Origin of the sequence: Actinocorallia libanotica, from assembly GCF_039525175.1 — a bacterium.
Taxonomy (GTDB): domain Bacteria; phylum Actinomycetota; class Actinomycetes; order Streptosporangiales; family Streptosporangiaceae; genus Actinocorallia; species Actinocorallia libanotica.
On the sequence record NZ_BAAAHH010000002.1, the window covers coordinates 125,306 to 137,194 of the forward strand.

At 72.8% G+C, this 11,889-nt stretch carries 11 protein-coding genes; 5 read left to right on the forward strand and 6 right to left on the reverse strand.

From position 1 onward, the window contains the following. Positions 1–21: 21 nt before the first annotated feature. The 3 genes from ABD140_RS03660 to ABD140_RS03670 form a co-directional block, all read right to left on the reverse strand. Positions 22–888 (reverse strand): serine/threonine-protein kinase, encoded by an 867-nt coding sequence (locus tag ABD140_RS03660; RefSeq protein ID WP_344236673.1) that lies wholly within the window; start codon positions 886–888, stop codon positions 22–24. A 72-nt stretch (positions 889–960) separates the two neighbouring features. Further along, positions 961–1,965, reverse strand: coding sequence for a lysylphosphatidylglycerol synthase domain-containing protein (locus tag ABD140_RS03665; protein ID WP_344236675.1), 1,005 nt, complete (start codon positions 1,963–1,965; stop codon positions 961–963). Positions 1,966–1,976: 11 nt separating this feature from the next. Continuing rightward, positions 1,977–2,702: a PIG-L deacetylase family protein gene (locus ABD140_RS03670; protein WP_344236677.1), complete on the reverse strand. Its 726-nt coding sequence runs from the start codon at positions 2,700–2,702 to the stop codon at positions 1,977–1,979. Positions 2,703–2,829: 127 nt separating this feature from the next. Here ABD140_RS03670 and ABD140_RS03675 point away from each other — a divergent pair, with 127 nt between their 5' ends. Beyond that, positions 2,830–3,849 (forward strand): glycosyltransferase family 4 protein, encoded by a 1,020-nt coding sequence (locus ABD140_RS03675; protein WP_344236679.1) that lies wholly within the window; start codon positions 2,830–2,832, stop codon positions 3,847–3,849. Here the strand turns inward: ABD140_RS03675 and ABD140_RS03680 are convergent. Beyond that, the gene (locus ABD140_RS03680; protein WP_344236681.1) at positions 3,839–5,407 is read right to left on the reverse strand and encodes an acyl-CoA synthetase; all 1,569 of its coding nucleotides are present in this window, start codon (positions 5,405–5,407) and stop codon (positions 3,839–3,841) included. The genes ABD140_RS03675 and ABD140_RS03680 overlap by 11 nt on opposite strands. 275 nt (positions 5,408–5,682) lie before the next feature. Between ABD140_RS03680 and sigE the strand changes: the two genes are divergently transcribed. Together sigE and ABD140_RS03690 are read left to right on the forward strand one after the other, a co-directional pair. Then, complete coding sequence (sigE, locus tag ABD140_RS03685; RefSeq protein WP_344236683.1) at positions 5,683–6,252, forward strand: RNA polymerase sigma factor SigE; 570 nt, start codon at positions 5,683–5,685, stop codon at positions 6,250–6,252. Between the two features lie 92 nt (positions 6,253–6,344). Next, the gene (locus ABD140_RS03690; RefSeq protein WP_344236685.1) at positions 6,345–7,115 is read left to right on the forward strand and encodes an alpha/beta fold hydrolase; all 771 of its coding nucleotides are present in this window, start codon (positions 6,345–6,347) and stop codon (positions 7,113–7,115) included. On the opposite strand, the gene ABD140_RS03695 is transcribed toward ABD140_RS03690, so the two are convergent. Further along, positions 7,091–8,449, reverse strand: coding sequence for a sensor histidine kinase (locus tag ABD140_RS03695; protein ID WP_344236687.1), 1,359 nt, complete (start codon positions 8,447–8,449; stop codon positions 7,091–7,093). The two genes, ABD140_RS03690 and ABD140_RS03695, sit on opposite strands and share 25 nt — an antisense overlap. Before the next feature lie 85 nt (positions 8,450–8,534). Between ABD140_RS03695 and ABD140_RS03700 the strand changes: the two genes are divergently transcribed. Together ABD140_RS03700 and ABD140_RS03705 are read left to right on the forward strand one after the other, a co-directional pair. Continuing rightward, positions 8,535–8,876: a YidH family protein gene (locus ABD140_RS03700; RefSeq protein WP_344236689.1), complete on the forward strand. Its 342-nt coding sequence runs from the start codon at positions 8,535–8,537 to the stop codon at positions 8,874–8,876. Positions 8,877–9,223: 347 nt separating this feature from the next. Further along, positions 9,224–10,495 (forward strand): PucR family transcriptional regulator, encoded by a 1,272-nt coding sequence (locus tag ABD140_RS03705; protein WP_344236690.1) that lies wholly within the window; start codon positions 9,224–9,226, stop codon positions 10,493–10,495. Between the two features lie 67 nt (positions 10,496–10,562). Here ABD140_RS03705 and ccrA read toward each other — a convergent pair whose 3' ends face one another. Continuing rightward, a complete protein-coding gene (gene ccrA, locus ABD140_RS03710; RefSeq protein ID WP_344236692.1) occupies positions 10,563–11,879 on the reverse strand; it encodes a crotonyl-CoA carboxylase/reductase in 1,317 nt (438 codons plus the stop codon). Positions 11,880–11,889 lie beyond the last annotated feature (10 nt).

Below are 11,889 nucleotides of genomic sequence, written 5' to 3' on the forward strand. Positions count from 1 at the left end.
CCCGCCGGATCCGAGAGGGGTTCAGACCCGTGCGGCGACCCGGACGGGCCGGAAGAGCTTGAGCCTGCGCGGGCCGGTGTGGCCCAGGCGCTCCAGCAGGTGGGCGGCCTCGGCCGCGGTCAGCCTGCGGTCGGGGTCCTTGCGCAGCAGCCCGTCGATGACGGGGCGCAGCGGCCCCGCGTTGCGCGGCGGCGTGTACTCGTCCATGAGGACGGCGAGCATGGACGCCAGCGCCCCCTCGCGCCGGTAGGGCGTCCGCCCGTCGACGGCCGTGTAGAGCGTCACGCCCAGGGACCACAGGTCGGACGCCTCGGTCAGCGGCTGGTTGAAGGCCTGCTCGGGCGAGACGTACGCCGGCGAGCACTCCATGAGCCGCGCCTCGGCGTCCGCCCGGTCGACGGCCAGCCCGAAGTCGGTGAGCACCACGCGGCCGCCCGCGCAGATGAGGACGTTGCTCGGTTTCACGTCACGGTGCAGCAGTCCCTCGGTGTGCGCGGCGCGCAGCACCGACAGCAGCTGCCTGCCCACCTCCGCCGCCTGGCGCGGCACCAGGGGGCCCTGCTGGTCGATGATCTGCTGCAGGTTGGGCGCCTCGACGAGCTCCATCACCATCCACGGCCGCCCCCCGGCGACCAGGATGTCGTGGACGGCGGCGACGCCGGAGTGCGTCACCCGTGCCATGGAGCGCGCCTCTTTGGTCAGCAGCCGGCACAGCCTGCGCCGGCGCTCGGTGTCCGCATCGGACGGAAACAGGATCTCCTTCACGGCCACCGGGCGGTCGAGCAGCTCGTCATGCGCGCGCCAGACCACGCCCATGCCGCCCCTGCCCACCTCTTCCAGCAGCCGGTACCTTCCCGCGACAAGAATGTCCCGACCCCCGTCTCGCACGTGTCCGGCTTCTTGTTTCGACATCTGCCCGTTTTGCATAGGTCTCAACGGTGTCGTCCGTTCAAGAGTCGGTCAGTTTCCCGCCCTTCTGACCAGCCAATACGCCGCCCCGGCCACCCCGCCGACGGGTATTTCGATGAGGAAGGTGAAGAAGCTGTAGAGCAGGACCGCCGCCGCCGCGGCGGCGGAGTCCAGCCCGAAGTAGATCAGCAGCGCGGCGGTGCCCGTCTCGGTGATGCCGGTGCCGCCGGGGGTGATCACGGCGCTGGTGAGGGCGCGGTTGAGCGCGAACACGGCGATGGTCTCGGCCAGGTGGAGCGTGCCGCCGACCGCCCAGAGGCAGGCGTGCAGCAGCACGCCCTGCAGGAGCAGGTACGCCGACATCCCCAGGGTCAGGGTGACCCAGGAGGTGCGCAGCACGTCCAGCGTCTGCTCGCGGACGCGCAGGAGCGAGCCGCCCAGCGCGCGCAGCAGGTGCGCCGGGCGTTCGGGCAGCAGGTCGGCCAGCCGCCGCAGCCGGGCGTCGAGCGCGTGCGCCGCCCGCTCCCAGCGCAGCGCGACCGCCAGGACGAGCGCGACGGCGAGCAGGATCAGCGCGGCGGTCCCGGCGGCGAAGGCCAGCTCACGGCTGGGCGCCCGGCCGGCGATCAGCAGCGCGCCGATGCCCACCGCGGGCAGCAGCAGCCGCCCGAAGACGTTCCACACGCCGCTGACGAGGGTCGAGACGGTGACGGCGGCGGTGGAGAAGCCCCAGCCCCTGGCCATGGTGAAGGTGACGGCGACGCCGGCGGCGCCGCCCAGCGGCAGCACGTCGCTGACCGCGCTGCCCGCCGCGTTCAGCAGGAACGCGCGGCCGTTGGTCAGCCCCGGCAGGGAGCCGGTCAGCACGTAGGTGTAGGCCCACAGGCCCAGCGCCCACAGCGCGAACAGCAGGACCGTCACGCCCGGGTCCAGCCCGGACAGGACGCGCCACACCCCCTTCCAGTCCGCGCCGACCAGCCGGGGCATCAGCGCGACGAGCGCCGCCCCGAGGGCCAGGGAGGCGGCCGAGAGCAGGATCCGGTGCCATCCCGCCACGCGGGCAGGGCTCAATTCCGCCGCACATAGCACTCGACTCCGAAGGCCAGCCGGAACAGCGGCAGCGGCAGCCGGCGCAGGACGGCCAGGGTGCGCAGACCTCCGGAGGCCTGGCTGGCGTGGGCGGCCATCGCGGCGCGTTTCACGCGGGCGTACCGGCGGACGTCGACGCGATGGGTGATCCGCGCTCCTGGGGTGTATGCCCTCCTCCAATCGTCCAGCGGGAGCACCCACCGCAGCGGGCGCGTCCAGCGCAGCAGCCGGTCCCGGTCGGCGGTCGCCTCCAGCACGACCGGCGTCCCGGCCAGCGCGGCCGCCGCCACCCCCACGCGGTGCACCTGGACGTGGTCGGGGTGGCCGTAGCCGCCGTTCTCGTCGTAGACCGTCAGCAGGTCGGCGTCCTCCTCCTTCAGCAGCCGTGCGAGCCGCTCCGCCGCCCGCGCCACCGGCACGGACGTGAAGCCCCCCTCGGCCCGGCCGTCGAGGCCGGAGTCGCGGTAGCCGAGGCAGACCACGCGGTGGCAGCCGAGCCGGCGCGCCGACTCGCGCAGTTCGTCCATCCGCACCAGGCCCAGCGGCCGGGCGCCGGTCACCGCGGGCGCGGACGGGCCGGCCTCCCCGGCGGTGGCGACCACGAGGACCACCCGGTGCCCCTCGGCGGCCAGCCGGGCCATCAGGCCGGCGGTCAGCAGCGCCTCGTCGTCGGGATGGGCATGGAAGAACAGGCAGGTCCGCACTCCGGCTGCATTCCCGGTGCCGGCTGAAGATCTCTTCTGTCCCGGGTCAAGTCTGGGCCAGCACGGACGCCGTTACCGGTCCGCGGCCCGCGCGCTGCTGAGACTCCCCAGGGTGAGGATCCTCCATGTGAGCGACTGCTACCTTCCCCGGCTCGGCGGGATCGAGGTCCAGGTGGACGAGCTGGCGGCCGTCCAGCGGGCCGCCGGGCACGACGTGCGGGTGGTGACGGGCACGCCGGGGCCGCCGCGGGACGGGCTGGTGCGCGTCGGGCCGCGGGTGCCGTGGGCGCTGCCGCTCGGCGGCCCGCTCGACGCGGTGCTGCGCGACTTCGCGCCCGACGTGCTGCACGTCCACGCCGGTGTCGTGTCGCCGTTCGCGTGGCGGGCGCTGGCGACGTGCCGGGACGTGCCGTCCGTGGTGACCGTGCACAGCCTGTGGGCCGGCCCGATCGGCGCGGTCTACCGGCGGCTGATCGGCGGCGGGGCGACGGTGAGCACGGTGAGCGAGGCGGCGGCGCGGCCGATCCGCCGGGCGCTGGACGTGCCGGTGCACGTGGTGCCCAACGGCATCGACACCGCGCCGTGGAAGGAGGTGCGGCCGTGGCTGCCCACCGGCGCGGTGCTGGTCGCGGCGGTCGGCAGGCTCGCTCCGCGCAAGGAGCCGTTCACCCTGCTGCGCGTCCTGCGCGACGCCGGGCGGCGGGTGCCGATCCGCGCGGTCGTCGTCGGGGACGGCCCGGCCGCCCCGGCGATGCGCCGGTACCTGCGGTACCACCGGATGGACGGCTGGGTGCGGATGACGGGGCGGCTGGAGCGCGCCGAGGTGCGCGAGGTGCTGGCCTCGGCCGACGTGTTCGTCGCACCGGCCCGGCGGGAGTCGTTCGGGCTGGCGGCGCTGGAGGCGCGGCTGGCCGGGCTGCCGGTCGTGGCGCACGAGGGCTCGGGCGTCGCGGACTTCGTGCGGCCGGAGAAGGAGGGGCTGCTCGGCTCGTGCGCCGCCGACCTGGCGGACGCGCTGGTCCGCCTGGTCGGCGACGCGGAGCTCCGGCACGCGATCGCCGCGCACAACGAGGCCACCGAACCGGAGCGGTGCACCTGGCCGTCGGTGCTCACGGCGTTCGAGAAGCTGTATGAGCTCAGCCGCTGAACACCGACTTCGCCCACTTGTAGTCGGACTTGCCGACGGCCGTGCGCTGCACCTCGCTCACGATCTGCAGCTCGCGGGGCAGCTTGTACCCGGCGATCCGGTCCCGGCAGTGCGCGACGATGTCCTCCAGGGTGAGCTCGGCGCCGGGCTCGGGCGCCACGACCGCGGCGACCCGCTGGCCGAACCGCTCGTCCGGCAGGCCCACCACGACCACGTCGTACACGCCGGGGTGGTCCTTGATGGCCACCTCGACCTCCTCGGGGTAGACCTTCTCGCCGCCGGTGTTGATCACCAGGGAGCCGCGGCCGAGGAGCACGATCGTCCCGTCCTCCTCCAGGACGGCGAAGTCGCCCGGCACCGACCAGCGCACCCCGTCGGGGTCGGTGAAGAAGGTGCTCGCGGTCTTGGCCGGGTCGTTGTAGTACCCGAGCGGGATGTGGCCGCTGCGCGCCAGCCGCCCGATCTCGCCGACCTTGGCGGGCCGCAGGTCGTCGTCGAGGACGGTGATGCCGGGCTTCATCTGGAACCGGGCGGTGCCCTCCTTGCCGCCGACGGACGGGCCGCACGCGCCGGTCTCGGAGGCGCCGTAGTTGTCGAGGAAGACGACGAACGGCAGGTGCTCCTTGAGCGCGTCCTTGGCCGCCTCGGTGAGCGGCGCGCCGCCGGAGGCGATCGCGAACACCGACGAGACGTCGTGGCCGCCCCCGGCGAGCTCGGCGGCGAGCGGCCGCGCCATGACGTCGCCCACGACCATGACGACGTTGGCCTTCTCGGTCACGACCAGCTCCAGGGCGCGGACCGGGTCGAAGGCGTGGTCGGTGTAGAGCACCAGCCGCGAGCCGCTGAGCAGCGCCATCATCGCCACCCACTGGCCGGCGCCGTGCATGACGGGCGCGCAGTCGAGCGTGGTGGTCGGGTCGGCCGAACCGCTCTTGGCGATCTCCTCGGGGCTGCTGATCGGGTCGCCGAGCACGTTGCCGCCGCCCAGCGCGCCGAAGAAGATGTCCTCGCTGCGCCACTCGACGCCCTTGGGGTAGCCGGTGGTGCCGCCGGTGTACATGATGTAGCGGTCGTCGTTCGAGCGCGCCGGGAAGTCGTCGGTGGCGGGCTGGGCGGCCAGCGCCGCCTCGTACCCGACGGAGCCGGGCACCTCGTTCTCCCCGCCGTCCTCCAGCACCAGCACGTGGCGCAGGCCGGGCAGCGCGCTCCGGTCGACGTTGGCCAGCAGGGAGCGCTCGCCGACCAGCGCGACGGACTCGGAGTCGCCGAGCACGTGGTGCAGCTCGCCCGCCACGTACCGGTAGTTCACCGGGACCGGCACGGCGCGGATCTTGAAGATGCCGAAGAACGCCTCCAGCCACTCGGCGCGGTTCCAGGCCAGGATCGCCACGTGCTGCCCCGGGCGCACGCCCTGGGCGGCCAGGTGGTGCCCCAGCCGGCTGGCCCGCGCGTTGAGCTCGCCGTAGGTGAGCCGGGCGTCTCCGGCGACCAGTGCCTCCCGGTCCGGCGCGGCGCCGGCGATGATCTCCAGCAGATCGGCCAGGTTGTACGTGGACACGTGAAGCCTCCCGGGGGCGGTGGACGCGGATTCCGGCCATCTTCCGTTTCACGTGTGCGCTGCGGCAATACCTTGCTGACAAAAAATCCAAATAACATGCGTCACCGAAGACGAAGGTCCCGGACTTGACTCCGCCCGGCGCAGACTTCGTGCGGCGGCCCCGCGCAGAGTGACCGCGAACACCTCCGGAAAGCGACGGAGCTAACAGCGTTCTTATGGAAGAGACGACATGCTGAGGATAACGATTCGGCAACCAAGCGAGGGGGCGATGCCAAGTGAGCACACCGGTTGCCTGGACCCCGCCGACCTGGGAGGAGATCGTCTCCCAGCACTCCAGCAGGGTCTTCCGCCTGGCCTACCGGCTCACCGGCAACAAGCACGACGCCGAGGACCTCACCCAGGACGTCTTCCTGCGCGTCTTCCGTTCGCTGTCCTCCTACAGCCCCGGCACCTTCGAGGGCTGGCTGCACCGGATCACCACCAACCTCTTCCTGGACGGCGCCCGGCGCCGCAAGCGCATCCGCTTCGACGCCCTCACCGACGAGGCGGCCGAGCGCCTGCACAGCGGCGAGCGCGCCCCCGAGCAGATCCTCGACGACGCCGAGCTCGACGCCGACGTGCAGCGCGCGCTGGACGCGCTGGCCCCCGAGTACCGGGCCGCGGTCGTCCTGTGCGACATCGAGGGCCTGACCTACGAGGAGGTCGCCGCGACCCTGGGCGTCAAGATCGGCACGGTGCGCAGCCGCCTCCACCGGGGCCGCGCCCGGCTCCGCATGGCGCTGGAGCACCGCGATCCGGCGGCCCGCCCGGCCGGGGAGCGGACCGATGAGCTTCCCGTTTGCTGACCGAACTATGTATCACTCCCCTACTGTTTTCCTCTAATTTATTGTGATTTAAGACATATGACCGAGGGGTTACCAGCGGTTAGCCTCCGCTCATGGACATCGTCTTGGAGCGTCGGGGCAGAGGCCCCCAGCTGGTCCTGCTCCCCGGTCCCGGCCGCCGGGACGACTGGGCGCCGGTGTCCGACCTCCTCGCCCGCGACCACGAGATCCTCGTCCTGGGCGACACGCCCGACGGGCTCTCGCCCGCCGCCGACCCCGAGTCCCTCGTCGTCCACCTGGGGCTCGCGCTGGCCGGGCTCGGACTGCGCTCCCCCCACATCGCGGGCGACTCCCTCGGCGGCCTGGTGGCCCTGGAAGCGGCGGAACGCGCCCTCGTGGCCTCCGCGACCGCCCTCTCCCCCGCCGGGTTCGCGCCCCGGCCGGGCTCCCGCCCCGCCGACCTCCTGCTGCGCGCGGTGCGGCTCGGCGCCTCCCTGCCCGGCGCCGCGCTGGAACGGATCCTCGCCTCCCCGCTCCAGGACTCGCTGCGCTTTCGCACCCTCTACGGACGTGCCCGCCCCGTCGACGCCGAGGCCCTCGTCATCGACCCGGGGACCGGATGGGACACCTCCCCCGCCCGCCCGTCCGACCGGTTCACCGGGGTGCTGGCCGACGTGCCCGTCACGCTGGCCTGGGGCGGCCGGGACCGGCCCGCGCCGCCGGAAGAGGCGCTGCGCGCCCGCGAGCGGCTCCCCCACGTGCGCCACATGTGGCTCCCCGGCGGCGGGACCCTGCCCCGCGGCTGCGATCCCGAGGCCGTCGCCGGGATCATCCGCAACACCGTGGCCGCCGCCGAGGGTCAGCGGTTCGCCGTGGGCTCCTGACCCGAAGGCTCCTCTTCCGGGAACTCCAGCGGCAGCCGGACCACGAACCTGGCGCCGTGAAGGCTGTCCTCCATGCCCACGCTCCCGCCGTGCGCCTGTGCCACCTCGCGGGCGATCGCCAGCCCCAGGCCGGTGCCCCCGGCCTCCCTGCTGCGCGCGGTGTCGAGCCGGGTGAACCTGTTGAAGATGCGTTCCTTGTCGGCGTCCGGGATGCCGGGGCCCTGGTCGGCGACCACCACCAGGGCGTCCTCGCCGGCCCGCCGCGCCACCAGCCGGATCTCGCCCCCGCCGTAGCGGTGGGCGTTGTCCAGCAGGTTGGCGAAGAGCCTGCTCAGCTGGGCCCTGGCGCCGTGGACGCGCAGGCCCGGCTCGATCTCGGTCCGCACGTCCGCCGCCGCCTCGTCGCGCAGCAGCGCGCCCAGGTCGATGTCCTCCGAGGACTCCCGGCCGGAGCCGACCCGGGCCAGCAGCAGCAGGTCGTTGACGATCAGCTCCAGCCGGTCGGTGGCCCGCAGCGACGCCTCGGCGACCTCGCGGAAGTCGGTGTCGTCGGGGTGCAGCAGCGCGTCCTCCAGGTTGGTGCGCAGGCTCGCGATCGGGGTGCGCAGCTCGTGGGAGGCGTCGGAGGCGAACTGCCGCTGCCGTTCCAGCGCCTGCTCGCGCTGGTCCAGCGCCCGGTTGATGGTGCGCACCAGCCCGGAGATCTCGTCCTCCCCCTGCGGCTCGGGGAGGCGGCGGCTCAGGTCGTTGCCCCTGATCTCCTCGTAGCGGGCGCGCAGCTCCGCCACCGGCCGCATGGTCCGCCCGATCACCACCCAGCTCATCACCGCGACCAGCCCGATCGCCGAGCCGACCAGCAGCGCGTTGAGCAGGTCGCCCAGCCCGCTGGTCAGGAACCGCGGCAGCGGGGAGGCCGCCACCACGACCGGGGATCCGGCCGTGCCGTCCACCCGGATCAGCTGGACCGCGTAGCAGTTGCCGTCGGGGACGCACTCCTGGAAGGAGGACATGCGGCGGTCCGCCGGCGGGCGCCGGGTGGTCAGCGGGGGCAGGCCCTCGACGCCGGAGGAGGACATGATCACCTTCTGGTCGGCGCCGACGACCTGGAGGACCGGGACGTCGGGGTCCGACCGGATCTGCGGGCCGCGGTCGCCGGCGCGGTACGCGTCGGCGACCCGCGCCCCCGCCGCCGTCGCCTGCGCCTGCGCCTCGTCGTACGTCGTCTTGCGCACCAGCCAGGCGACCGTCACGCTCAGCGCGCACAGCAGCACGGCGGCCACGATGGTGGCCGTCAATGTGCCCCGGGCCCGGATGGACCTCGGCCACAGCCCCATGGACCCCCCCGGGAGACGACGTGACCCTTCCGACGATAATCACCGTCCGTCACGGTCGTGGCACCAGGTCGCCCATGATGGGGTCATGTCACACGACGCGCCGCCCGAACCCGACCCCCGCTTCACCCTCGCCAACGAGCGCACCTTCCTGGCGTGGATCCGCACCTCGCTCGCGCTGATCGCCGGCGGCGTGGCCCTGGCCGAGCTCGGCCCGCACCTGGAACCGCGGCCGCTGCGGGTGCTGCTGTCCGTCGCCCCGGTGCTCACCGGCGCGGTGCTGAGCCTCCTGGCCCACCGCCACTGGCGCGGGGTGGACGCGGCGCTGCGGACCGAGAGCCCGGTGCCCCGGCCACGCTTCGCGATCGTGCTGACCGTGCTGGTGGTCGTCGCGGGGCTGGTGCTGTCCGTCTCCCTCCTCTTCTTGTAACGATTGCAGCACGAAACCCGGGCTTCGTATACCACATTCATGAAGCACTTCAGCCGATGATCAGCATCTGATACGGAGCGTTCCGCCAGCGGTTCCGTCCGGAAGCCCGTCCCTGTCGGGCCTGCGGCGGGGATGCGCCGACCCTCGTGAGGCGCACGAAGACCCACCGGTCTCCTTCGCAAGTCGTCCGCTCCTGGCCTCCGTCGGACCTACACTGGCGAACTGGGACACCGCAGGACATGATTTGCCCCACAGTTCTGTAATAAGTCCCTTTCGTCTGCGATAGCAGCGATATCGACCGACAGCCCCAAGGCGCGCGGGGCCCTGTGCCGGATGGAGGTCACCGCGTGACAGCAGAGGCGAGCTTCCCCGCTCGCAGCCGTCCCGATCACAAGCCCTGGGCGAACATTCCCGGCGAACTGGCCGAGCACATCCACCCGCATCTCGACTCCCTCGCGGACGAGATGATCGTGGAGATCCAGTCCCAGGTGCGCGAGTACTCCCGCGGCGACGGCCCCTACGCGATCATGCTGCGGACGATCGTCGAACGCGCGCTCCACCACTTCACCGACCGCATCGCCGCCTCCGGCGGCCCGCCCGACGCGGAGTTCTTCCAGGCCATCGGCAGGGGCGAGGCCAGCGAGGGCCGCAGCCTCGACCCGCTGCAGGCGGCCATGCGCATCGGCGGCCTGGTCGCCTGGCGGCGGATCGCGCAGAACGCCTACGATCTCGACCCCCGGCTCATCGCCGCCCTGGGCGAGGCGGTCTTCCTGCACCAGAACGAGATCGCCAAGTTCGCCGCCGAGGGCTACCGGCAGGCGCAGGCCGCCGCGGCGGGCGAGATGCAGCGCCGCCGCAGGCGGCTGCTGGACCTGATGCTCAGCGAGCCCCCCGCGGGCGGCGAGGCCATCGCCGACCTGGCCGCCGCCGCCCACTGGCAGGTGCCGCGGACGGTCGCCGCGGTCGCCCTCGACATCCGCCACCAGGACACCCGGCCCCCGGCCTTCCCCCCGGACGTGCTGGTCGACCTCGGCCGCGCCCAGCCGTCGCTGCTCATCCCCGACCCCGACGGGCCGGGCCGCGCCCAGCTCGTCGACCGGGCGCTGGCCGACTGCAGCGGGGTGATCGGCCCGACCGTCCCGGTCACCGAGGCCGCCCGCTCCATGCAGCTGGCCCGCCAGATGCTCCTGCTCGCCCAGCGCGGGGTGATCGAGGCGCACGGCGTGATCCGGTGCGTCGACCACATGTCCACGCTCATCCTCTTCCAGGACGAGACGCTGCTGAGCTCGCTGGCCGAGCTGCGCCTGGCGCCGCTGGCGCACCTGCGCAACAGCCAGCAGGACCGGCTGGCCGAGACCCTGCTGGCCTGGCTGCAGTCCGGCCGCAACGCCAACGAGGTGGCGATGCGGCTGCACGTCCACCCGCAGACCGTCCGCTACCGGCTGCGCCAGCTGGAGGAGCTCTTCGGCGACCAGCTCCTGGATCCCGACCTCCGCTTCGAGCTGGAGATCGTCCTGCGGGCCCGCCGCCTCCAGCAGGGCAGCGCCGCCGCGCCGCACGGCTCCGGCGAGCAGCACCGCGCCGTCAGCGGCGAGGTCATCACCTTCCGCCGGTACTGACCTTCGAGCAGCAAGCGGGAAGGCCTCCCCCGGACGTCCGGGGGAGGCCTTCTTCACGTGCGGGGCGTCAGCTGCGGTAGAGGCTGAGCCTGTCCTCGCCGATCTTCTCGCGCAGCGCCCTGTCGTCGACGCCCAGGCCCTCCTCGGGAGCGGCGCACAGCACGCCGACCTTGCCGACGTGCTGGTTGGTCTGGACGGCGCGGGTCGCCTCGCCGGCCTCGTCGAGGGAGAAGACCTTCGACAGGGTCGGGTGGATCATGCCGAGACTGAACAGGCGGTTGGTCTCCACGGCCTCGTGGTAGTTGAAGCCGTGCGAGCCGATGATGCTCTTCAGCCGCATCCACAGGAACCGGTTGTCGTACTGGTGCTGGTAGCCGGTGGACGAGCCGCAGGTGACGATCTTGCCGCCGCGCTTGGCGACGTACACCGAGGTGCCGAACGTCTCGGCGCCCAGGTACTCGAAGACGATCTGCGGGTCCTCGCCGACCTGGGCGCGGATCGCCTCGCCGAGGACGCGCCCGGCCTTGCGGTCGCGGAAGCCCTCCGGACCCAGCCCCAGCTCGCTGCGGTTGATGACGTGCTCGACGCCCTGCCTGCGCACGAGCTCGGCCTTGGCCTCGGAGCTGACGACCGCGACCGGGATGCCGCCGCCGTTCCTGACCAGCTGGGTGGCGTAGGAGCCCAGGCCGCCGGTCCCGCCCCAGACCAGGACGACGTCGCCCTGCTTCATCCGGGCGCCGTGCCTGCCGACCAGCATGCGGTAGGCGGTGGCGGCGCACAGGGTGTTGGACGCCGACTCCTCCCACGTCAGGTGCGCGGGCTTCTTGATGAGCTGGTTGGCCTTGACCACGCAGAACTCGCCGAGCGCGCCGAAGTTGGTCTCGAAGCCCCAGGCGAGCTGGGTCTCGGTCATCATGCCGTCGTCGTAGGAGGCGTGGTCCTCCTCGTCCACGTACGCGGGCGAGACGACGACCTTGTCGCCGACCTTCCAGTTCTTCACGCCCACGCCGGTGCGGACGATCACGCCGGAGGCGTCCGAGCCGAGGATGTGGTACGGCAGGTCGTGCCGGGCGCCGTACCAGCCCTGCCTGCCGAACTTCTGGAGGAAGGCGAAGGTGGGGACCGGCTCGAAGATCGCCGACCACACGGTGTTGAAGTTGATGGCCGCCGACATCACCGCGACGATGCACTCGTCCGGCGCGATCTCCGGCATCGCGACCTCGCCGACGTGCATCGACCTGCGCACGTCCTTGTCGGTCTCGCCCTCGAACATCCCCACCTCGTCGCGCAGCGTGTAGGCGGCGCGGAAGGACGCGGGGAGTTCGGTGGCGAGCAGCTCCTCGGGGGAGGCGCCGTTGATCACGGCCTGGAGCAGTTCAGACATGTCTCTTCCT

Excerpts from the sequence above, each read along its gene's own strand:
- ABD140_RS03690 (WP_344236685.1), top strand. The coding sequence starts at position 6,345 with ATGGACATCGTCTTGGAGCGTCGGGGCAGAGGCCCCCAGCTGGTCCTG.
- ABD140_RS03695 (WP_344236687.1), bottom strand. The coding sequence starts at position 8,449 with ATGGGGCTGTGGCCGAGGTCCATCCGGGCCCGGGGCACATTGACGGCC.
- ABD140_RS03700 (WP_344236689.1), top strand. The coding sequence starts at position 8,535 with ATGTCACACGACGCGCCGCCCGAACCCGACCCCCGCTTCACCCTCGCC.
- ccrA (WP_344236692.1), bottom strand. The coding sequence starts at position 11,879 with ATGTCTGAACTGCTCCAGGCCGTGATCAACGGCGCCTCCCCCGAGGAG.